Origin of the sequence: Cytobacillus firmus (assembly GCF_023715565.1) — a bacterium.
Lineage (GTDB): Bacteria > Bacillota > Bacilli > Bacillales > Cytobacillaceae > Cytobacillus > Cytobacillus firmus_C.
Window position 1 is genome coordinate 1 of the sequence record NZ_JAMBOJ010000079.1, and the last position, 19209, is coordinate 19209.

Annotated in this window: 22 protein-coding genes, 1 pseudogene and 1 riboswitch; of the genes and pseudogenes, 7 read left to right on the forward strand and 16 right to left on the reverse strand. The window is 39.1% G+C overall.

Annotated elements, in window-relative coordinates; genetic code table 11:
• Window positions 1–158, forward strand: a 158-nt coding sequence (locus tag M3205_RS25980; RefSeq protein ID WP_396104985.1) for an IS3 family transposase, incomplete at its 5' end; no start/stop codon positions are given.
• A gap of 35 nt (window positions 159–193) precedes the next feature.
• Here the strand turns inward: M3205_RS25980 and prsW are convergent.
• Window positions 194–883, reverse strand: a complete 690-nt coding sequence (gene prsW, locus M3205_RS22585) for a glutamic-type intramembrane protease PrsW (RefSeq protein ID WP_251171947.1) — start codon at window positions 881–883, stop codon at window positions 194–196.
• A gap of 134 nt (window positions 884–1017) precedes the next feature.
• Here prsW and M3205_RS22590 point away from each other — a divergent pair, with 134 nt between their 5' ends.
• Window positions 1018–1986 (forward strand): asparaginase, encoded by a 969-nt coding sequence (locus M3205_RS22590; RefSeq protein WP_251171948.1) that lies wholly within the window; start codon window positions 1018–1020, stop codon window positions 1984–1986.
• A 23-nt stretch (window positions 1987–2009) separates the two neighbouring features.
• On the opposite strand, the gene M3205_RS22595 is transcribed toward M3205_RS22590, so the two are convergent.
• The 7 genes from M3205_RS22595 to M3205_RS22625 form a co-directional block, all read right to left on the reverse strand.
• Entirely contained in the window at window positions 2010–2990 is a 981-nt protein-coding gene (locus M3205_RS22595; protein ID WP_285886875.1) for a YpdA family putative bacillithiol disulfide reductase, read from the reverse strand.
• A gap of 114 nt (window positions 2991–3104) precedes the next feature.
• Window positions 3105–4379 (reverse strand): Glu/Leu/Phe/Val family dehydrogenase, encoded by a 1275-nt coding sequence (locus M3205_RS22600; protein ID WP_251171949.1) that lies wholly within the window; start codon window positions 4377–4379, stop codon window positions 3105–3107.
• A gap of 381 nt (window positions 4380–4760) precedes the next feature.
• Window positions 4761–5339 carry a genetic competence negative regulator gene (locus M3205_RS22605; RefSeq protein WP_251171950.1) on the reverse strand — a complete coding sequence of 193 codons (579 nt, stop codon included), beginning with the start codon at window positions 5337–5339 and terminating at the stop codon, window positions 4761–4763.
• Between the two features lie 127 nt (window positions 5340–5466).
• Window positions 5467–6372, reverse strand: coding sequence for a MerR family transcriptional regulator (locus M3205_RS22610; protein WP_251171951.1), 906 nt, complete (start codon window positions 6370–6372; stop codon window positions 5467–5469).
• A 128-nt stretch (window positions 6373–6500) separates the two neighbouring features.
• A complete protein-coding gene (locus M3205_RS22615) occupies window positions 6501–7277 on the reverse strand; it encodes a metallophosphoesterase (RefSeq protein WP_251171952.1) in 777 nt (258 codons plus the stop codon).
• Between the two features lie 28 nt (window positions 7278–7305).
• Window positions 7306–7710, reverse strand: a complete 405-nt coding sequence (locus M3205_RS22620) for a hypothetical protein (protein WP_251171953.1) — start codon at window positions 7708–7710, stop codon at window positions 7306–7308.
• 59 nt (window positions 7711–7769) lie between these two features.
• Entirely contained in the window at window positions 7770–8402 is a 633-nt protein-coding gene (locus M3205_RS22625; RefSeq protein ID WP_251171963.1) for a CBS domain-containing protein, read from the reverse strand.
• Between the two features lie 146 nt (window positions 8403–8548).
• Here M3205_RS22625 and M3205_RS22630 point away from each other — a divergent pair, with 146 nt between their 5' ends.
• The 3 genes from M3205_RS22630 to M3205_RS22640 all read left to right on the forward strand — a co-directional run bounded on the left by M3205_RS22630 (window position 8549) and on the right by M3205_RS22640 (window position 9683).
• Window positions 8549–8776: a spore coat associated protein CotJA gene (locus M3205_RS22630; protein WP_251171964.1), complete on the forward strand. Its 228-nt coding sequence runs from the start codon at window positions 8549–8551 to the stop codon at window positions 8774–8776.
• Window positions 8776–9036: a spore coat protein CotJB gene (locus M3205_RS22635; protein ID WP_048008141.1), complete on the forward strand. Its 261-nt coding sequence runs from the start codon at window positions 8776–8778 to the stop codon at window positions 9034–9036. The genes M3205_RS22630 and M3205_RS22635 overlap by 1 nt, the downstream gene beginning before the upstream one ends.
• Window positions 9037–9113: 77 nt before the next feature.
• Window positions 9114–9683 carry a manganese catalase family protein gene (locus tag M3205_RS22640; protein WP_251171954.1) on the forward strand — a complete coding sequence of 190 codons (570 nt, stop codon included), beginning with the start codon at window positions 9114–9116 and terminating at the stop codon, window positions 9681–9683.
• Between the two features lie 38 nt (window positions 9684–9721).
• Here M3205_RS22640 and M3205_RS22645 read toward each other — a convergent pair whose 3' ends face one another.
• The 5 genes from M3205_RS22645 to M3205_RS22665 form a co-directional block, all read right to left on the reverse strand.
• A complete protein-coding gene (locus tag M3205_RS22645; protein ID WP_251171955.1) occupies window positions 9722–10180 on the reverse strand; it encodes a YpbF family protein in 459 nt (152 codons plus the stop codon).
• 87 nt (window positions 10181–10267) lie between these two features.
• Window positions 10268–11014: a LysM peptidoglycan-binding domain-containing protein gene (locus tag M3205_RS22650; protein ID WP_251171956.1), complete on the reverse strand. Its 747-nt coding sequence runs from the start codon at window positions 11012–11014 to the stop codon at window positions 10268–10270.
• A 70-nt stretch (window positions 11015–11084) separates the two neighbouring features.
• Window positions 11085–11678, reverse strand: a complete 594-nt coding sequence (locus tag M3205_RS22655) for a CPBP family intramembrane glutamic endopeptidase (RefSeq protein ID WP_251171957.1) — start codon at window positions 11676–11678, stop codon at window positions 11085–11087.
• Between the two features lie 6 nt (window positions 11679–11684).
• Window positions 11685–13184 (reverse strand): RecQ family ATP-dependent DNA helicase, encoded by a 1500-nt coding sequence (locus M3205_RS22660; protein ID WP_251171958.1) that lies wholly within the window; start codon window positions 13182–13184, stop codon window positions 11685–11687.
• Window positions 13181–14209 (reverse strand): YpbB family protein, encoded by a 1029-nt coding sequence (locus M3205_RS22665; RefSeq protein ID WP_251171959.1) that lies wholly within the window; start codon window positions 14207–14209, stop codon window positions 13181–13183. The genes M3205_RS22660 and M3205_RS22665 overlap by 4 nt, the downstream gene beginning before the upstream one ends.
• A gap of 291 nt (window positions 14210–14500) precedes the next feature.
• Here M3205_RS22665 and M3205_RS22670 point away from each other — a divergent pair, with 291 nt between their 5' ends.
• On the forward strand, window positions 14501–14749 hold the full coding sequence (locus M3205_RS22670) for a ferredoxin (protein WP_095244720.1): 249 nt from the start codon (window positions 14501–14503) through the stop codon (window positions 14747–14749).
• A gap of 123 nt (window positions 14750–14872) precedes the next feature.
• Here M3205_RS22670 and M3205_RS22675 read toward each other — a convergent pair whose 3' ends face one another.
• Window positions 14873–15457, reverse strand: coding sequence for an ECF transporter S component (locus tag M3205_RS22675; protein ID WP_285886878.1), 585 nt, complete (start codon window positions 15455–15457; stop codon window positions 14873–14875).
• Window positions 15458–15618: 161 nt separating this feature from the next.
• A riboswitch (FMN riboswitch) is annotated at window positions 15619–15790 on the reverse strand.
• Window positions 15791–15905: 115 nt separating this feature from the next.
• On the opposite strand from M3205_RS22675, the pseudogene M3205_RS22680 reads away from it, so the two are divergent.
• Window positions 15906–17033: pseudogene (locus M3205_RS22680) on the forward strand (IS3 family transposase).
• A gap of 59 nt (window positions 17034–17092) precedes the next feature.
• Here M3205_RS22680 and M3205_RS22685 read toward each other — a convergent pair.
• Window positions 17093–17905, reverse strand: coding sequence for a histidinol-phosphatase (locus M3205_RS22685; RefSeq protein ID WP_251171960.1), 813 nt, complete (start codon window positions 17903–17905; stop codon window positions 17093–17095).
• Between the two features lie 68 nt (window positions 17906–17973).
• Entirely contained in the window at window positions 17974–18873 is a 900-nt protein-coding gene (locus M3205_RS22690; protein ID WP_251171961.1) for a LysM peptidoglycan-binding domain-containing protein, read from the reverse strand.
• Between the last annotated feature and the right edge of the window lie 336 nt (window positions 18874–19209).

Below are 19209 nucleotides of genomic sequence, written 5' to 3' on the forward strand. Positions count from 1 at the left end.
ACCTCAAAACTGAGAAGCTGTATATAAATAAGTGTAGGTCAAAAGAAGAACTAGAAGAAGCTCTTGAGGATTACATTTACCATTACAATTACAAACGCAGACAAAAGAAACTAAAGAAACGCGCGCCAATAGAATATCGACACGCGCTCACTGCTTAGCTTTTTATGTTGTCTACTTGACAGGGACAAGACCATCAGGAATGGAGGGTTTTCTGTATTTCAAATTGATTATTCATATGCCTTACGCTATGAGCCCTTGCTTTTTTAACTTTTCTTAAGCCCAGCCACCAAAGGAAGATCATAAACGGAAACATGATAAACATCCAATGTTTCAAAGAAATAAGGATATAGTCGTAAATACCGTGAAGGAGAAAGGGTACAATTAATGAAAAGGCTATCCATTTTTTTGTAGACGTTGCCGAGAACTTTCCTTTTCCTATATAATAGCCCATGATAACACCGAAGAGAGCATGACTGGAAACCGGGAGTAAAGCCCTCCCAAGTGCGTGTTCCACACCCAGCCCGATGAGATAAAAGATATTTTCTGCAGTAGCAAAGCCGAGTGATACCGAGGCACCATACACAATTCCATCATATGGTTCATCAAAGGTTACTTGCTGATAAATAGTATAGAATAATATAAACCATTTAAAGAATTCTTCCAGCATGCTTGATGATAAAAATGCATCCGCTAAACTGGACTGGAGCACCCCTTCAGCTTCTAAAACGTATTGGATAAACATGATGGGGAACACAAGCAAGGCACCAAACAAAAAAGTTTTAAAAACCATAGATATGGGTTCTGACTCATATTGATCTTTTAAATAAAAATAACTTAATAGTGCCAGTCCCGGCGCGATGCCAGCGGATAATATTCCCAGCATGAGCTGTCCTCTTTTCAATCTGTTTTCTTAATCGTATCATGATATAGAAAGAATTAAAATGATTATTCAAATATTGGAAAAGAAAAATTCCGCTTCATACTTATATTTTTCAAAGCGAAAATTGGGGGATTCACATGGAGAAAAAAAAGATACTAGTTATACACACAGGAGGCACCATTTCAATGAGCGAGGATGCGGCAACAGGTGCCGTAAAACCCACAGATAATAATCCATTAACGGAAAAAACAAAGGAACTTCTGTCCCTTGCAGAATTGATGGTTGAAGAGCCATTCCACCTTCCTTCACCGCATATTACGCCAAAAGAAATGCTTAAATTGAAGGAGATTATTGAAAACAGCCTTGCAAAAGAAGAGATTAGCGGCGTAGTGATTACACATGGTACAGATACATTAGAAGAGACAGCCTACTTTTTGGACTTAAGTATGAAAACATCCCTTCCGATCGTTGTAACAGGTGCAATGAGATCGAGTAACGAAATCGGTTCAGACGGACTTTACAACCTCATTTCTTCTATTCGTGTGGCTGCATGTGAAGAAGCTAAAGACAAAGGGGTCCTTGTCGTTTTAAATGATGAAATTCATACAGCAGAAAATGTTACAAAAACACATACGAGTAATGTCTCTACTTTTCAGAGCCCTCAGTACGGGCCAATTGGAATAGTCACGAAGAGAGGTGTATTATTCCATAATGCGCCGACAAATAGAGAATACTACCCATTGAATACAGTTGATAAAAAAGTCACACTCATTAAAGCTTTTGCCGGAATGGATTCTTCTTTGCTTCATGCGATTGGGAATTTAGATTTCGATGGTGTTGTTATCGAAGCACTTGGACAAGGTAATCTGCCCCCAGCCACAATTGAGGGAATTAAAGCCCTTACTGGAAATAACATACCGATTGTATTGGTTTCCCGCTGCTTCAATGGAATTGCACAAGATGTATATGGTTATGACGGGGGCGGAAAACATCTTAAGGATATGGGAGTTATATTTTCAAATGGGCTAAATGGACAAAAAGCCAGAATTAAACTGTTAATTGGACTCGAAACACAGCAAAATATCGAAGAGATTTTTCAAATATAAATAAAAAAGCTGATCTGAAATGATCAGCCTTTGCCGTTTCCGCTCTCTTTTTCAACTATTGCTTTTGCTATTTGTTCGCCGTGAAATCTTCCATTTTCAATAAAAATTTCGTTAGCATTATTCCCTGCAGCTATTACACCTGCAATAAATATTCCAGGGACATTCGTTTCCATTGTTTCAGGGTTATATTGAGGGCGCCCGGTTTCATAATTAATTTGAATCCCCATATTTCTTAAAAACCCATGGTCAGGATGATAACCAGTCATGGCAAACACAAAATCGTTCTTAATGTCAAAGGTTTTACCATCCACTGTATATAAAAGCTTATTTTCACTGATTTCGTTCACATGTGCGTTGAATTCCATTTTAATCACGCCATTTTTCACTAATGATTCAAACTCAGGCAGAATCCAGGGCTTTATGCTTGGTGAATATTCTGTTCCGCGATAGATCACTGTTACTCTTGCTCCTGCTTTTACCAGTTCTATTGCGGCATCAACGCTTGAGTTTTTCCCTCCGATAACCGCTACGTCTTTATCAAAAAACGGGTGAGCTTCTTTGAAATAGTGAAATACCTTTGCAAGATCCTCGCCGGGAACTTTCATGTAATTGGGATTATCATAATAACCTGTAGCAATTATGATATTATTAGCTGTATAATCCCTCTTATCAGTTTGCACTTCAAATACTTGGGGATTTTTTTTTACCACATTTAAAACTTTTTCGTAAGCATTGACCTTAATGCCCTTTCTTTTCACCACTTCCCGGTAATAGGTTAGCGCCTGGTTTCTCTTAGGCTTGTAATTTTCCGTTATGAAGGGCACCCCGCCGATTTCGAGTTTCTCACTTGTGCTGAAGAAAGTCTGGTGTGTCGGGTAGTTGTATATTGCATTTACGATATTGCCCTTTTCGATAACTAGGGGGGTTTTCCCTGCTTCCTGAAGGGCTATGGCAGCTGCCAGACCGCAGGGCCCTCCCCCAACAATAATAGCGTCTATGTTCAAGATTCTCACTCCTTAAATGCCAAAACAAGTATTTCAGGCTGCTGTCTATAAAAAATCTCCCATCAGTTTATGATAGGAGATTTTTTATGATTATTCAAATGTGGAGATTCACAGTTAAATCCATCCGCGGAATCTTGAAGCTTCAGCCATTTTTCTGACTCCTACCATATACGCAGCCAGACGCATATCGACACGGCGTGTTTGGGATGTCTTATAAATATTATCGAATGATTTAACCATGACTTTCTCAAGCTTCTCTTCTACTTCTTCTTCAGTCCAGTAATATCCCTGGTTATTTTGAACCCATTCGAAATAAGATACTGTTACACCGCCTGCAGAAGCTAGTACATCCGGGACAAGCAGGATTCCCCGCTCAGACAGAATCCGTGTTGCTTCCAAAGTAGTTGGACCATTGGCCGCCTCCACTACAATGCCAGCTCTTATGTTATGTGCATTTTCTTCTGTTATCTGGTTTTCTATGGCTGCCGGGACCAGAATATCGCAATCAAGTTCAAGCAGCTCTTTATTTGAAATTGTATCATTAAACAATTTTGTCACAGTACCGAAGCTGTCACGGCGATCTAAGAGGTAATCAATATCAAGACCATTCGGATCATATAACCCGCCATAAGCATCTGAAATACCAACAACCTTCGCACCTGCATCATGCATAAACTTTGAGAGGAAACTTCCAGCGTTTCCGAATCCCTGAACAACAACTCTTGCACCTTCAAGGTTAATGCCTTTTTTCTTGGCAGCTTCCCGTATGCAAATTGTAACCCCTTTAGCTGTCGCTGACTCCCGTCCATGTGAACCCCCAAGCACAAGTGGTTTACCGGTTATAAAGCCTGGGGAATTAAATTCATCAATCCGGCTGTATTCATCCATCATCCATGCCATGATCTGCGAGTTGGTAAATACATCTGGCGCAGGAATATCCTTAGTAGGACCTACTATTTGACTGATTGCCCGAACATATCCGCGGCTTAGCCGCTCTAACTCCCCAAAGGACATATCGCGCGGGTCACAAACGATTCCGCCTTTGCCTCCGCCATAGGGAAGATCTACAATTCCACATTTCAAGCTCATCCAAATTGACAGTGCCTTTACTTCCTTTTCAGTTACATTCGGGTGAAAACGAATACCGCCTTTAGTAGGACCAACAGCATCATTATGCTGGGCCCGGTAGCCAGTAAAGACTTTTACTGTTCCGTCATCCATCCGTACAGGAATTTTCACTGTCATCATACGAATTGGCTCTTTAAGAAGCTCATACACCTCATCAGAATAACCCAGCTTCCCTAAAGCCTTATGTATGACCGTTTGAGTCGACTTTAAAACGTCCAATTTTTCAGCTTTATTTGAATCAGTACCTTTCTCGGCTACCATTTGTAAACCTCCTAGAAAAATCACTTTCATTAGTTGTCCGCTTCCATGGAATAGTATACACCTTTGCCTAATTTATGCAAGAAGAATAATGCAGTTTTCCGCATTTTTTGATATTTTAATGAAAACGCTGTCAGCGTTGGTATTAAAGGGAATTTTCTGTTTACTCCTGATACTCCTTTTCCCGCTGAAGGGCAAAAGAAACATCCTGTTTCCTTTTGTAATGAAACAGTGTTTTATATAATATTATTGCAGCTGTTTTCTTATATTTGGTTTACCCAATTTTTATATAATTCATGAGCTATTAATGCAGATTTTGCAAGATGCACCATATTGCAGGGAGTGACCTGCATAAAAAAAAGAGGTTGGATCCCCTCTTTCACATTACGAGAAATATTCCACCAGCTTTTTTACAGCTTTGGCTTCGATCAGCACTTTCCCATATTCCTGAATAACGTGAATACTTATAAAAGCCGAATCACCGTACTCAGCTAATATGGCAATTACTCTGTGAATATTTTCTTCCTCCAAATCTCTTGCATGATAAAAATACTTTTCTTTATAAAAGTATAGGCTTCCTTTGTCAACCTGCACGCTGTTCAGACTTTTTGCCATTTGAATTACATCTTCAAAATCCCGGAATTCGAATAATATATCTTCACTGCCATCAACAGTTACCTGCATTTCAATAAAACCATCCTCAAGGAGCTCTTCATCCATCTGCTCCTCCATCGTAACAATCATCACCATTCCCTGCGCCTGCATGGAGAAAATCTCCACTGCTACTGACCCTTGAATATCTACACCGAATTCTTCACTTGCTTCTTCCAGCATTTCATGAAAAAGCTGATGCCATTTTAATGAATCCTTCAGGACATCTTCCTTAGTGAGTCCCCTATCATTCAAGTCATCTAAAGTGAGAAAGATTTTGATTTTATTATAATTCAAACGTTCTAAGCGCATTTTAAGCCCCCTGACCTGAACCAACTCTTTGGTTTAGTGTATGATATATTGCTTAGTTTGTGAGTCGTCTTTTTTTCTGTGACTAAAAAAAGAAAAGACCCGGCAATTTAACCGCCAGACCTTTTGTTTACAGGAGCCGATCTTTAATCCATTTTTCCCATTCTTGCGGAGAACTGCCGGGTATAAACCGTTCATACTTCATTTTTTCTTCATTACTTAGGGAATCAATGCCGAATCCCCCAATGCCTACATGGATGTTTCCATATGTCCCAATAAGCCTCTCTGAAAGTTTGAGAGTTTCCGGAACATTGGACTTCATTGTACAAGACAGGAATATAAACTTGGGTTTAACCACTCCAATTACAGTGTCAATATCTTCATCAGCAATGCTTGTCCCCAGGTAAACAACCTCAAATCCTCTTCTCCGCAAGAATAACGTGAAAATTAAAAGTCCTAATTCGTGAGCTTCTCCAGGGCCGCAAACTGCTACTACCTTTGGCAGAACCCCGTTGTGCGGAAAGGAATGCAGAATCATCCCTATTCTTGATCTTAATATGGACGAGGCAAAATGCTCATGAGCACTGGTAATTTTCCCATCCTCCCATAGATGTCCAATTTCCACTAATAGAGAGCCTAATATATCAATTAGGACTTTATCTATTGTGTAAAAACTAAAAGCCTGATTAATCAAATCATGCGCTTTCGATTCATTAAAATGAAGGAGAGCTTCAAGAAGCTCATTGGCAAGGGCACCCGACCGGTCTCCTTCCTTATCCATCTGAAGCGGCTCGGCATTTAAATCCTTGTTCTCCAGAAGGGAAACAGCCTGGCTGATGGAAAAGCCCTGATCTACTTTCCTGATCAGCCATTTTAATATTTTGATATGCTCTTCGGTGTATAGTCTGTGGCCGGATTCATTTCTCTTTGGAGCAACGATTTGATATCGCCTTTCCCACGCCCGTAAGGTTCCTGGCTGAATGTTGAGCATCTTAGAAACAGCCTTAATATTATATTTTCCTTCTTCTGTTGCCATGCTAAAGCCCTCCCTTCAATGCTAATTAGCAAATATCTCTGGACAGTGATTAAATTTCAAAATTTAATCCTGCTTAAAAAGTATAAAAACGATCGTAAGAATTGTAAAATTTGGATGTGTTTTTGAAGCTAAGATATCAGTTTTTTTAAAGTGATGAAGTGAGTTTCAGACTTTGCCCCCAGCCTAAAAGGCACTCCAGTTGTACCATAGCCGTTGCTGATCAAAATTGTTGTTTGCGGCAGCACTTTTGTCCGTCCCTTTTCATAAGGACTATACCCAAAAATATGTATTTGCCCCCCGTGTGTATGCCCGCTTAAGACAAGGTGAATATTTTGTTCTTTTTCTATACTATTAACGATACGCGGATCATGGCTGACGAGAACCCGAAATCCATCAGAGCCTGCATCCTCAAGTGCAAGGTCGAGCCGATCCCTCTCTTTGCTGAAATCATCTGTACCCAGCAGGATAAAACGCTCACCTTCCGCTGATTCAAAGGAGAGGGCAGTGTTATCTAAAATTTTCACTCCACATTCTAGGAGGAGGGCGTCGAGCTGATGGTAATCCACTTCATAATCATTATTTCCCCACACGAAATAGACTGGCCCGCATTCCTTCAAACTCAGCAGGTTTTTCTTTACTCTATCAAAAGGAACTCCTTTTTCCAAGAGATCGCCGCCTATTATCACCAGATCAGGCTCCTTCTCTTTTATCTCTCCGATTATGGTTTCTGATACTGTCCTCCTATGAATATCAGAAATAAAAAAAAGCTTTATTTCACCAAAGCTTTCCGGGAATTCAGGAAAGGTAAACTCTTTATATATAATTCTATCTGCAAATGCTTCTCTAAGCATAAACAAAAGCAGACCTATACCGCCAATTAAGGTTAAAGCTACTAAGTATATCATAAATCCTCCTGCCATCACTCGCCTTTACTCAGTCTCCAGTAAAATTGAATTTCTTGAAATCTAAAGAAATAATACCATAGATTGCCGAAAAACAGAAAAGGGCAAGCGCTTCCCATGGTGAAAGGACCGCCAAAGTAAAAAAGCATCCCATCAACAATAAGATAAGAACAGTCCCCAAAAAAGCATTGATTTCTTTCAATGCCTTGATATTTTTATAACCCCCGGCTGTCCATTCAATGATCATCTTTATGATTTCTGCGTTGGCTATAAAGGAGATAAAAAAAAATGTCATTCCCAGAACAAAACCTGAAGGCTCGAGGACAAAAATAACAATCATATCTGAAATGCCTATGGGAATAGACACCGGAAAAAATTTTATATATAGAATGCCGCCAATAAAGCCTGTCACCAGCTTCAGCAAAATAACAAACAATAAAAATCCCTCCCATACAGAGTGTATGAGAAGGAAGTATTTTTTTGACTATATATACATTAATCTTCTGTAATATCCAGAACACGGAAACCTGATTTTTCAAGCCGGGTGATGAACTTATCCATATTATCATTTTTCTCTACTTTCATCACAATGCGGCGCACCAGCTTGTCTGTTTCATCAAAAGTAACAAGAGATATGATGTGTTCATGGAAATAATGGGCGATTTCGGCCAAACGGGCAATTCTCCCTTCTGCTTCCACAGAGGTAAACGCAATTCTAACACCTGGTTTATTCGTACCGAAAGCAGATTGAAATTGAGCCAGAACATCAAAACGGGTGACGATCCCCAGGAATTTACGGTTTTCCCCCAAAACAGCAAGTAAAGGAAAATCCTTTAAATCCAGCAGTGTTTTTTCAAAAATTTCATTCCCCTGCAAATATTGCTCCTGATGTGTGGCAATATCTTTTACGAGTGTTCCTCCAAGAAACGCTTCCTTTGAAGTTCCTGATAAAAAGAAGTTCTCATATATTCCATACCTGGTAATTATGCCTGCATACTGCTCACCATCCAACACAGGAAGACCATCGATCTGGTTGTTCTCAAGCAAATCAAGAGCATCTTTCAATGTTTCATCCTGTCCGATTGTTTTACAGTTATGCTTCGGAATCATAATACTTTTCACAAACATTGCCATCACCTCAAAAGTAATATTAATTAGACCTACCATTTATTTCGCCATTTATCCAACTGTTCCCTCTTTTTATTGGAGTAAACGATCATAAAACCACTGTGGCTCTCATAAGTTTCAATGACGCATAAAAAGGAGGGATTATGATGAATACACTCCGTAAGACCTGGCACCCTTATGTTAGCCCCTTTGACCCCTGTACTCCTATTAAGGTCAAAACTTATTCCACACCTCCGAACCTTTATATGGGATTTCAGCCGCCGGGACTGGAACAATTCACACCAATGCAGGCCTTAAAAGCAGGAACTCTGTGGAAGGCTTTCTATGATCCATGGTACAGTCCCTATGAAAAAGCCAGGGAGGGACAGCAGTGATGAAACAATTACCCGCAGATTATTACCAGCTTCTTGAACAGCTTCAGGCTGTAGACTTTGTACTTGTTGAGCTGACTTTATACCTTGATACGCACAATAATGATACAGAAGCCATTAAGCAATTCAACCATTACGCAAAAGAACGGAAAAAGTTGAGAAATGCCATTGAAAGCAAATATGGTCCATTAATGCAATTTGGCCACAGCTATTCGGGACAGCCATGGAATTGGGATGATCCCCCATGGCCATGGCAGGTATAAATTGATTTTCAGGCGCCTTCTTAAAATGGAGGCGCTCAAGGCATACTAACAGACTTCCAAAGGAGGCTGAGAATAAAATGTGGGTTTATGAAAAAAAACTGCAATATCCGGTTAAGGTGAGCACTTGCAATCCTAAGCTGGCAAAGTATCTAATTGAACAATATGGGGGTGCGGATGGAGAACTTGCTGCCGCACTAAGATATTTAAACCAGCGTTATACTATTCCGGATAAGGTAATTGGACTTCTTACAGATATTGGAACAGAGGAATTTGCACATCTGGAAATGATCGCTACAATGATTTATAAATTAACGAAGGATGCTACGCCTGATCAAATGAAGGCTGCTGGCCTGGATGCCCATTATGCTAACCATGATAATGCCCTGTTTTATAATAATGCAGCAGGTGTGCCCTGGACAGCTTCTTATATCCAGGCAAAAGGGGATCCAATAGCAGATTTATACGAAGATATCGCCGCAGAAGAGAAAGCAAGGGCAACCTATCAGTGGATAATAAATATGAGCGATGATCCGGATCTAAATGACGGACTCCGGTTTTTAAGAGAAAGAGAGATCATCCACTCTCAGCGCTTCAGAGAAGCCGTTGAGATTTTAAAGGAAGAACGGGATAAAAAGAAATTCTTCTAAATACTTAACAAAAAGAAGCAGGCAGCCTGCTTCTTTTTTCATTTGTTCTCATGATAAAGGTTTATATCATAATTTGTTTTCATCATTTCGAAAACGTTATGGCGATTTTTCCATTCATCTTCTTTTTTCCAGAGATCTTTACTCTTATCAATTATTTCACACCTTAGTGCATGAAATTCTTTTTCTGCTTTATCTCTTTTTTCTCTCAGAAGATTCATAAACCCGTAAACGCCAACCGTAAAAAAAAGTAAATAGAAATTAGCAGACTGTCTGACAAAAGCTGAAAACATTGATGCAAACGAGTAAGAGTAAGGCTGCATAACACTTTTATAAAGATAAAAAAAGAATAAAAAGGATATAAAAACGGTGGCCCACATGGCAATTAAATGCCAGGACTTGAATCGATCAAACTTTTGTTTCCTTTCCACAACTTTCTCAAGCATTTTTCTTGTTGCCTGGTCTGTATGTTCATCAAGCATTCTAATCGGCGATTCCAAAAACGCTCCCTCCCTTTCATAACAATGTATGAGCTTGTACATTGTTCTATGACTGGGAGATAAGAAAGCAAATGGTCCTAGACTCTTTTATTGCTCAAGCGGGATTTTTAATACCTGGCCCGTTTGTATTTCATTTGACGGCAAATTGTTGGCTTTCTTAATTATTTCAATTCCGGATTGGGATTTATAATAGGTCATGGCAATTCTAAAGATTGTTTCCTTTGGTTTAACCGTATGGTAGACAACTTTGCCTTCCTTTTTTAATTCTTCCTGTGTTTCGGCCGTTTTCGACGAGTCTGTACTATTAGGAGCTGTTTGCCGGGCTTGCTTTTCGGATGCGGCTTCAGAACCTTTATCTTCTTCAGGTTCTTCTTCAGGCTTTTCTGAAGTCTGCTTTTCCTGCTGGTCGCTGGCTTCTTCTTTTTCTTGTGACTCTTTAGCTTTTTTAGCTTGTTCAGTTTTTTTAAGTTTCTCAGCTTCCTGCTCTTCTCTTACTACTATGGTTGTCTCTTCATCTTCATCATTTATGGCAAAAACGACCGTTTCAGAACCAACTTCTTCAGATTCTGATATCAACCCGGTATTGATGCTTTTATCACTGCTTACATATTGATAAATGCTGAAGATGGTAATCGGGAGCAGGATAAAAAATAAAGCCAGCAAGCGTATAACAGGGTACTTAACTCTCCATTTATTTTTTTTCCTTTTTTCCTGATGTATACGGCTCCGCGGCGGTAAAGCGGATTTTTGCCCGCTGTTTCCTGTTTCCTGTTTTCTGTCAATCCTCTTGCGGAGTCTTTCAGCCTGATCTCTATATGGGTCTTCTTTACTCATGTTTCATCCCTTCCTGTAAAAAAAATCATAAGAAGTTTATTAAACGCTGCTGTTTACTATTGTTCCATGCCTATTCCTCTATGGATTTTTTCAGGTACCTGTTTCGAATAAGGATACCCAAAAGAAAATCAATCAGAAAATGCATAACAATCGTAACAAGCAAATTATTGGATATATGATAAATATAACCTATAAAAAAACTTAATGTAATAATATTTACAAACAAAAACCAATTAAAAAGATATCGATAATGAACAAGCGCAAAAATAAGACTAGAGATTGCAAGTCCAAAATGAGTCTGAATGACACCTCTGAACAAAAGTTCCTCGCTTATTGCCACCACTGCTGCAATAAAAGCAATATGAAGAATATGTCGGTTTTGAAAGATTTTCTTATTTAAACCTCCGTCATCATACATTTCCTCAGGGAGGAGCTTCATCAAGATAATATCAATCAGGACAACAGCCAATCCTGCCGCTGCCCCAATGACAAGAATATTAATATCATCAAGTACAAACAGAGCCTGGAATTCCTCAAAACTGTTAAATAATATAATACTAAGGATGAAAGCAATAGCTAAAATAAGAACCTGAGTAAGATAAAGATGGAATAATAGTTCCTTGTCTGTTAATTCCTTAATGATGTCCTCGTATTTTTTCTTCAATCCGGTTCACTCACTTGGAATCAGGAGGTATTCTAAATGACTTTTCCAATCATAAAGCATACTATCCTGATTATCTGATTTTGTGCTTCTTATGAATTCATCAAATTGCAAACCGCATATATCACAGCAGTATTGGACAGGGATATTTTTTTCCTCATCAAAAAAGGAAAGTATATTTTCTCTCCGGCAATTGTCATGGTGTATCCACCTGTACACTTCCTCAATACTATTTCTTTTCAATTTGATTCTGCCTTCACAGTACCCATTCATTTCCTGGAGAATCCTTTTATACCCCTGTCCAGATTTGGCTTTCCGTTCAAAAAAATCATAAAATATTCTCCACTGAATTTCTGTTAAACCGGAAAGCTGTTTAATTTGTTCTTCATAAGCACTTATATTCGTGATCGAATTCGGGTTTTCTTCCATCCAGCCGCTGATCCAATCAATTTGAGACTTGTCAGGAAATTCATTTTCTGCAATTTGTATGGGAAGCTGCTCATCACCGGGTGTATACAGCATTATAGCTATACTTTGTTTTCCATCTCTTCCTGCCCGTCCTATTTCCTGCAAATAAGATTCAATCTGAAGAGGCATATGAAAGTGTATCACATACCGGATATTATCTTTATTAATGCCCATGCCAAAGGCGCTGGTAGCACAAATAAGATCGAGCTGCCCATGGATAAACTGCTGCTGCACAAGGATGCGGCTTTCCTGGTCCATACCCCCATGATAAGCCATCACTCTTTTGGCTCCATTTCCCCTCAGCATGCCGGCTGTTTGTTCAGCCATTTTTTTGCTGGAAAAATAGATAATGCCCGGACCCTCAAGGCTCTCAGCAAGCTCCACAAGCCTCTTTGTTTTTACACGAAAGTTTTCTACCTTTTCTACAGTTAAGGCTATATTAGGACGGTCAACCGAATAAATAAATTCGCTGCAGTCCAGTATACCGAGTGACTTTTTTATATCTGTTTTAACCTCATGTGTAGCTGTGGCAGTTAAAGCGAGTGTAACCGGGTTCCCAATCTTTCGTCTCACTTCGCCAAGCTTTAAATAATCAGGCCTGAAATCATACCCCCATTGGGAGATACAGTGGGCTTCATCAACAACAAATAAAGCAATGCGCAATTTTTTCAGCTGAGATTGTACTGATTCATAGTAAAGCATTTCGGGTGAAATAAAGATAAACTTATATTGATACAGATTAGTTAATGCCTGTTTTTTTTCATAACGGGATAGAAAAGAATTGAATGCTATCACCTTTTTTTCCCCGTTCATCATAAGCTGCTCTGCCTGATCCTGCATTAGGGACAGCAAAGGAGAAATAATAATCACCTGGCCTTCAATCATATATCCCGGCAGCTGATAACAAAGGGATTTACCCGTGCCTGTAGGCAGCATGGCAACAGTATTCCTGCCTGCGAGCACGGATTCAATAATTTCCTTTTGTCCAGGTCTGAAGGCAGAATATCCAAATTTTCTTTCTAAAACTTCGTCCAATCTCATTGTCCCTCTCCAAGCTTTGCCATTACTAATCTGATTTCAAAATAATCGGATTCAGGCACTATTTGACGTATTTGCTTTAATTGCATTGAACCAGCACGATTGGCTGCATGAAGAATCAGCTTCTGTTTTTCCTCCGACACATAACGTGTTATATTAAACCGGTTGTCGTTTAATGCTACTTCCACAACATGGTCCTCAATAGTACTTTTTTTCAATTTTCTCATTTTAGAAATTTCATCCAAATCCAGTCCCTGTTTTAACATTGTGTAAGTCTTTTGGGCAGACAATGTTAGCTGAACTTCATTTACTGCATCGCTCACAATCTTATTAATAAGCGGATATTCGGCAGAATTTTCTTTTGCGCTTGCCAGTATGTGATGAATAGCTCCAAGGAACTGATGGTGGTAATAATCCTGGCTGATTCCAAGCTGCTCAGAAGCCTGAACAGCTGTGAGGCCAATACGGTTATAACCTGTCATCCTCAATGTCAGCACAGCAGGATTAATATCACTCAGCTCTTCAAGACACTGACCCAGTTCCCTGTACAGCATAACCCCAACTTCATCGCGGACAAATCCAGAAGTCCCCAGAAAGCCTTTCAGCCATTCATGAATATCTCTTTTTCTTTGGATAGGAAGGTACTTTACATTGTTATTATTTAAGTGTGATATTACCTGAATTAAAAGGGTAATCCTCTTCCAAAACAATTCACTTGTACTATGATACAGCCATCCGTTTAATGATGAAGGTATAGGACATTCTAAAAGAGATCTTTCGAGCTCTTTCTTCCCTTCTGCAGTTAATATGTAATGCTTTTCATCAATGGCAGTCATCCAGCAGCTGTTTAGGATATCTTCTGCAAGCTGGTCCAGTACTCCCCTGCTTAAATTTCCAAACGTACGAAAAAATGGGGTTAGCTGAAAGAGATGAGCATCCTGGATTGTCTGGGAAGACTTTTTCCCATTCAACAAATGTAAAATGGAATAGATAGTTCTTTGTCCCTGCAACTCGTTAACACAGTACATTATTATAGATTTCAGATAAGGTCGTCTTTGCATTCTGTTCACCATACTGCTTAAGATTTTTTATTTTTTTATTACCTTCTTTTTCTTACTTCTATTTTATCATGAAAGAAATCGGCAGGCCGTTTTAATTATTTCTAACAGGGTAAATTATGCCTAAACCCTTTTGTGATAAGCATTCTCAATATATTTTCTATTGAAAAGTTGAACATTCAGTTTTACAATAGGATGTGAGGAATGTGTTACCATCATCTTGATGGGAGATTAATTGTTTAATTTTTGGGAGGTTTTTTCATGGCAAAGTATACAATTGTTGACAAAGAAACATGTATTGCATGTGGAGCTTGCGGCGCAGCTGCACCGGACATTTATGATTACGATGATGAAGGCATCGCATTTGTTACCCTTGATGATAACCAGGGTATCGTTGAGATTCCAGATGTCTTGATTGACGATATGATGGATGCATTCGAAGGTTGCCCAACCGATTCAATCAAAGTTGCTGATGACGCTTTTGATGGCGACGCACTTAAATACGAATAATCCCTCAGCCATACTCTAATCTTTGTTAAGCTACTGCTCCCTTTCAACTAGAAAGGGAGTTTTTTTAAGCTTTCAAATTGAAAAAGCAGCGGAACATTGGCCGCTGCTTTAAATTTATATACATTATGCTGCACTTTTTAATACAGCCTGCTTTTCTACCCAGGTTCTCATGCGTGTAAAGATGAGCATGAAAACAATTGAAATAATAAGTCCTTTTAGTATATTAAATGGCAAAATCCCGGTCACAATCATTGTTCTCATTTCAGGCGCTGACATTGCCGGGAAATTCAGGAAGAATGTATATGCCGGCAGAATGACAAGGTAATTAAGCACACTCATAATGACAGCCATCACCATGGTGCCGATTACAAGCCCAAACGTCATGCCTTTTTTGGTCTTAAGTTTGCTGTATACATAATACGTAGGCAAGACGAACAAAATGCCTGCCGCAAAGTTTGCAATGTGTCCGACAGGTACACCTGTTGCACTCCCTGTCATAAAGTAATCAAGAATGTTTTTAATAAGCTCCACTAAAATTCCTGCCGCCGGGCCAAAGATTAAAGCTGCGATCAATGCAGGAATATCGCTGAAGTCAATCATTAAAAATTGCGGAAACGGCGGAATTGGAAAATTGAGCAGCATTAATATATAAGAGATGCTGCTTAGCATTCCGATGGCTACCATTGATTTGATATTAAGTTTTTTCAAGTTCCTCTCTCCTTTTTAGGCTATCTCTCCTATAGAAGAAAGGTTCGGCTAAGCAAATATCTTCGCAATAAATAACCCTCAAGCTAAAATAACTTGAGGGAGAGTTGCGAAGGCACGCTTAATAACGTTCAAAACCTGCATTTTTTGAACGTCTGCAGAACCTCCATCTTCTCCCATCCAGACTGTACTGTCGGCTTTGGAATCGCACCAAATCCTGCCCAATTGAATGCAAAGCGTTTTTCGACAAAAACGCTTCTCTCAGGCTCGCGGGCTTAGAGTTAAGTTTAACCCATCACCGCCGGTCGGGAATTTCACCCTGCCCCGAAGATAGACCGTATTTATTTATACAAATTAATTATACTGAAAAAAAGTTATCCTGTGAAGGGATTTGTTTAGCTGTATGGATTTAAAACATAAATATATCCATTTCCATTCCTATTAAAATTTTATGGATAATGCAAAAAAAAAGCGTGAAGTAGTTCGTTTGAAATTGGAGGAGGGGTGGTCCTACAGTCAGCTTCGTGAACGGTTTGGAATTAAAAGTGATGCCCAAATAGCGAATTGGATAAAAAAAGTAAATAATAATGAATCCTTCGAAGATCAACGTGGACTTTGGAACAAAAAGAATTTTAACAGCTTAGAAGAAGAGAATGCATATTTGAAAGCGCAGGTCGAATACCTAAAAAAGCGCAATCCAAATCTACACGGGAAGGAGTGGTCTTGAAATCCGAAAGGTTTCAAATTATTGATGAACTAAGAAGAAAGTATCCACTTGCGTGGCTATTTTGGGGAAATATCTAAAGCTGGATATTACAAATGGCGTGGAACCCGTTCAACGCGTACTATACGTATGAAAGAAGATATTTTACTTAAAGAACATATATTAGCCATTCATAAACTACACCCTTACTTTGGATATAAGCGAGTGACGCGGGCTTTAACTAGATAAGTAATTGTAATAAATCATAAGCGCGTTCGACGTTTAATGCGGGAATTAGGCATAAAATCAGTTATTCGAAAGAAAAGACCTTTCTATGGGCATAGAGGTTCAATTGTATTTCCAAATGTATTGAACAGGGAATTTTCAGCTGAAAATCGGTTTGAAAAACTCGTAACAGATATAACATACGTACGAGTTGGAGAGGATTTCGCATATCTTTCTGCAGTTTTGGATTTATTTAATAATGAGATTGTAGCTTGGAAATTATCTAAAAGAAATGATCTTGAATTAGTGTTAAATACATTAAAGCAATTAGAAGGCAACCCCTTAAAAGAACAAGCACTAATTCATTCCGATCAAGGATTTCAATATACAACTAAAGTATATGAAAATCACCTAAAGAAGTTGAATATTCAAGGAAGTCATTCCAGAAGTGGAAATTGGCATGATAATGCATGTATTGAGTGTTTCTTCTCCCATTTAAAAACAGAGAAGTTGTATTTAGTGCGTCCTAAAACGATTGAGCAAGCTTATTTAGCCATTAAGCAATATATTGATTTTTACAATACTGAACGATTCCAAGAAAAGTTTAACGGCCTTTCCCCAATTGAATATCGTGAAAAGGCCGCAGCTTAGTATACTTTTTTTTTCATTGTCTACTTGACAGGGTTATGTGCACCGCCACCCCTTTTTTATTATCCAAGCGGATATTCCTTTCTTTCACCCTTGGAAAAAGTCATGATGGATTGATATCCGACTTCTTTCGCAAGAGCAATTGCCTTATCAAAATCGGCACCTACATGTTCAGGAAAGTGAGCATCAGATGAAAGGACAATCGGGATTTTTTTCTCATAACATTTTTGCAGGAGCCGTTTGTCCGGGTATAGTTCACCTACCGGCTTTCGCAGACCGGCTGTGCTGATTTCCACACATGTCTTGGATTCTGCCAGTGCATTGGCTGCACGATCATATTGCTCCAACAGAAACTCTTCGTCCTTAGGAACATATTTAAAGATTTTCACGAGGTCTAAATGGCCTACAATATCAAATAAATTTGATTGGGCCAGTGTGACCACTTGATCAAAATACTTCCGATATACCTCATAAAGATCCCGTTTATCCCATTCTTTTCTAAATTCAGCTAAATCTATGCCGAAATCTCCAACCCAATGAATGGAGCCAATTACATAATCAAATGAATAATTGTTAATAAACTTAGCCATTTCATCATGCTTGCCCGGCGTGTAGTCCATTTCTATAGACATTTTCACATCTATGTCAGTATTCCACGCTTCTTGAAAAAGGTTCACATAGTCCTTCATATCATAAAAGCGTCTTTCGTTTACCCATGGATTTTGCAGAATATCTGCTGTCTGATAGAAATGATATGCATGTTCCGAAATCCCAAAAGATTCAATCCCTTTGTGAACAGCAGCATCTGTGAATTTTTTTAAATAGTCCAGGCTTAACGTACCGTTTTCAAGATGGTTATGATAGTCTGTAAGCATTACTCTAACTCCCCCAGTTTTTTACCCATTATACTTTAAGGGAGTAAAGCGATGCAATCATTTCTATTCTATTTTTTGTGAATGATTAGAATTTGTCCGATTTTTATAACATCTGAATTTACATTGTTTAACTCTTTAATAACTTCTGCTGTTGTATCATGCTTCTTCGCTATAGAAGTTAATGTATCGCCTTGTTTAACAGTGTATTCGCTAAATTCACTGGGCTTTATCAGCAGTTTTTGACCTGTAAGTATGCGATCAGGATTAATATTATTCAAACTGGCAATATCACCGGGCTGCAGATTATAGTGTGCTGCAATGGTCCATAGTGTTTCCCCGGTTTTAACTATATGGTAGGTTTCCCCCGAATCATTAGTTTTTAGGCCAGAATTATTATTAGACGGCCGAGCTGTAACTTCACGTGCGTTTTCGGTTCTTGCCGCTGCATTAACAGCTTGTCCAACTTCTCCCATGCCAAATGCCACAGAGGGATCCACTGCATTTATTTTATCAGCTGTCCATGCCTGCGCATGTATCTCAAAATGAAGATGGACTCCTGAAGAGTCACCCGTGCTTCCCATCAATCCTATTTTCTGTCCGAGCGAAACCTTTTCGCCTTCAGCAGCTAATCGTTTATTCAGATGGGCGTATACTGTTTCGGTTTGATTGCTATGTTTAATAAATATTACATTTCCGTATGTTTGAGAGTAATAAGACCTGGACACAATTCCAGCGTCAGCGGCATAAACCGGAGAACCGGACTCTCCGGCAATATCAATGCCCTTATGCTGACCGCTTCTTGTACCATACGTGTCTGTAATTACACCATCTGCCGGCCATATCCAATGCTCTGTCGACTCAGAAATTTTTGGCTCAGCAGCTTTAGAATGCTTCCCTCCCAGAAATAGCAGACTCACACAAATAGCCATTATTCCTGCGATAAAGAAACGCCTTATGTAATCCTTCATTCTTTTCCTCCTATGATGTCAGCTGAAATATCCGCATGAGCGCTCTCTTTCCGCACCCTCTTCCACCCTATGACAGCTTGTACTCTTTTAGAACAATTAACAATTAAGCTCATAAAAGCACAGTGATTAGTATTCTTCCAGCAGCTAGGTTTTTATGCAGATATGGAGGAACTTTATTCTAATTGAAAAAGACGGCCACATGGGCCGCCTCAGACTGTCGACAAACTCGATGAAAATCGTACTTGTCGGGAGTCTTTTTTGATTTAAAATAGAAGTAATACAATGCTTGAGGTGATTAATATGCTTTCTAAACATAATCCAATTCAACGGGATCAA

Bases quoted from the DNA above. Each gene is read 5' to 3' on its own strand.
- prsW (WP_251171947.1), bottom strand. From the start codon at position 883: ATGCTGGGAATATTATCCGCTGGCATCGCGCCGGGACTGGCACTATTA.
- M3205_RS22590 (WP_251171948.1), top strand. From the start codon at position 1,018: ATGGAGAAAAAAAAGATACTAGTTATACACACAGGAGGCACCATTTCA.
- M3205_RS22600 (WP_251171949.1), bottom strand. From the start codon at position 4,379: ATGGTAGCCGAGAAAGGTACTGATTCAAATAAAGCTGAAAAATTGGAC.
- M3205_RS22605 (WP_251171950.1), bottom strand. From the start codon at position 5,339: ATGCGCTTAGAACGTTTGAATTATAATAAAATCAAAATCTTTCTCACT.
- M3205_RS22610 (WP_251171951.1), bottom strand. From the start codon at position 6,372: ATGGCAACAGAAGAAGGAAAATATAATATTAAGGCTGTTTCTAAGATG.
- M3205_RS22615 (WP_251171952.1), bottom strand. From the start codon at position 7,277: ATGATATACTTAGTAGCTTTAACCTTAATTGGCGGTATAGGTCTGCTT.
- M3205_RS22625 (WP_251171963.1), bottom strand. From the start codon at position 8,402: ATGTTTGTGAAAAGTATTATGATTCCGAAGCATAACTGTAAAACAATC.
- M3205_RS22630 (WP_251171964.1), top strand. From the start codon at position 8,549: ATGAATACACTCCGTAAGACCTGGCACCCTTATGTTAGCCCCTTTGAC.
- M3205_RS22635 (WP_048008141.1), top strand. From the start codon at position 8,776: ATGAAACAATTACCCGCAGATTATTACCAGCTTCTTGAACAGCTTCAG.
- M3205_RS22640 (WP_251171954.1), top strand. From the start codon at position 9,114: ATGTGGGTTTATGAAAAAAAACTGCAATATCCGGTTAAGGTGAGCACT.
- M3205_RS22650 (WP_251171956.1), bottom strand. From the start codon at position 11,014: ATGAGTAAAGAAGACCCATATAGAGATCAGGCTGAAAGACTCCGCAAG.
- M3205_RS22660 (WP_251171958.1), bottom strand. From the start codon at position 13,184: ATGAGATTGGACGAAGTTTTAGAAAGAAAATTTGGATATTCTGCCTTC.
- M3205_RS22665 (WP_251171959.1), bottom strand. From the start codon at position 14,209: ATGTACTGTGTTAACGAGTTGCAGGGACAAAGAACTATCTATTCCATT.
- M3205_RS22670 (WP_095244720.1), top strand. From the start codon at position 14,501: ATGGCAAAGTATACAATTGTTGACAAAGAAACATGTATTGCATGTGGA.
- M3205_RS22685 (WP_251171960.1), bottom strand. From the start codon at position 17,905: ATGCTTACAGACTATCATAACCATCTTGAAAACGGTACGTTAAGCCTG.
- M3205_RS22690 (WP_251171961.1), bottom strand. From the start codon at position 18,873: ATGAAGGATTACATAAGGCGTTTCTTTATCGCAGGAATAATGGCTATT.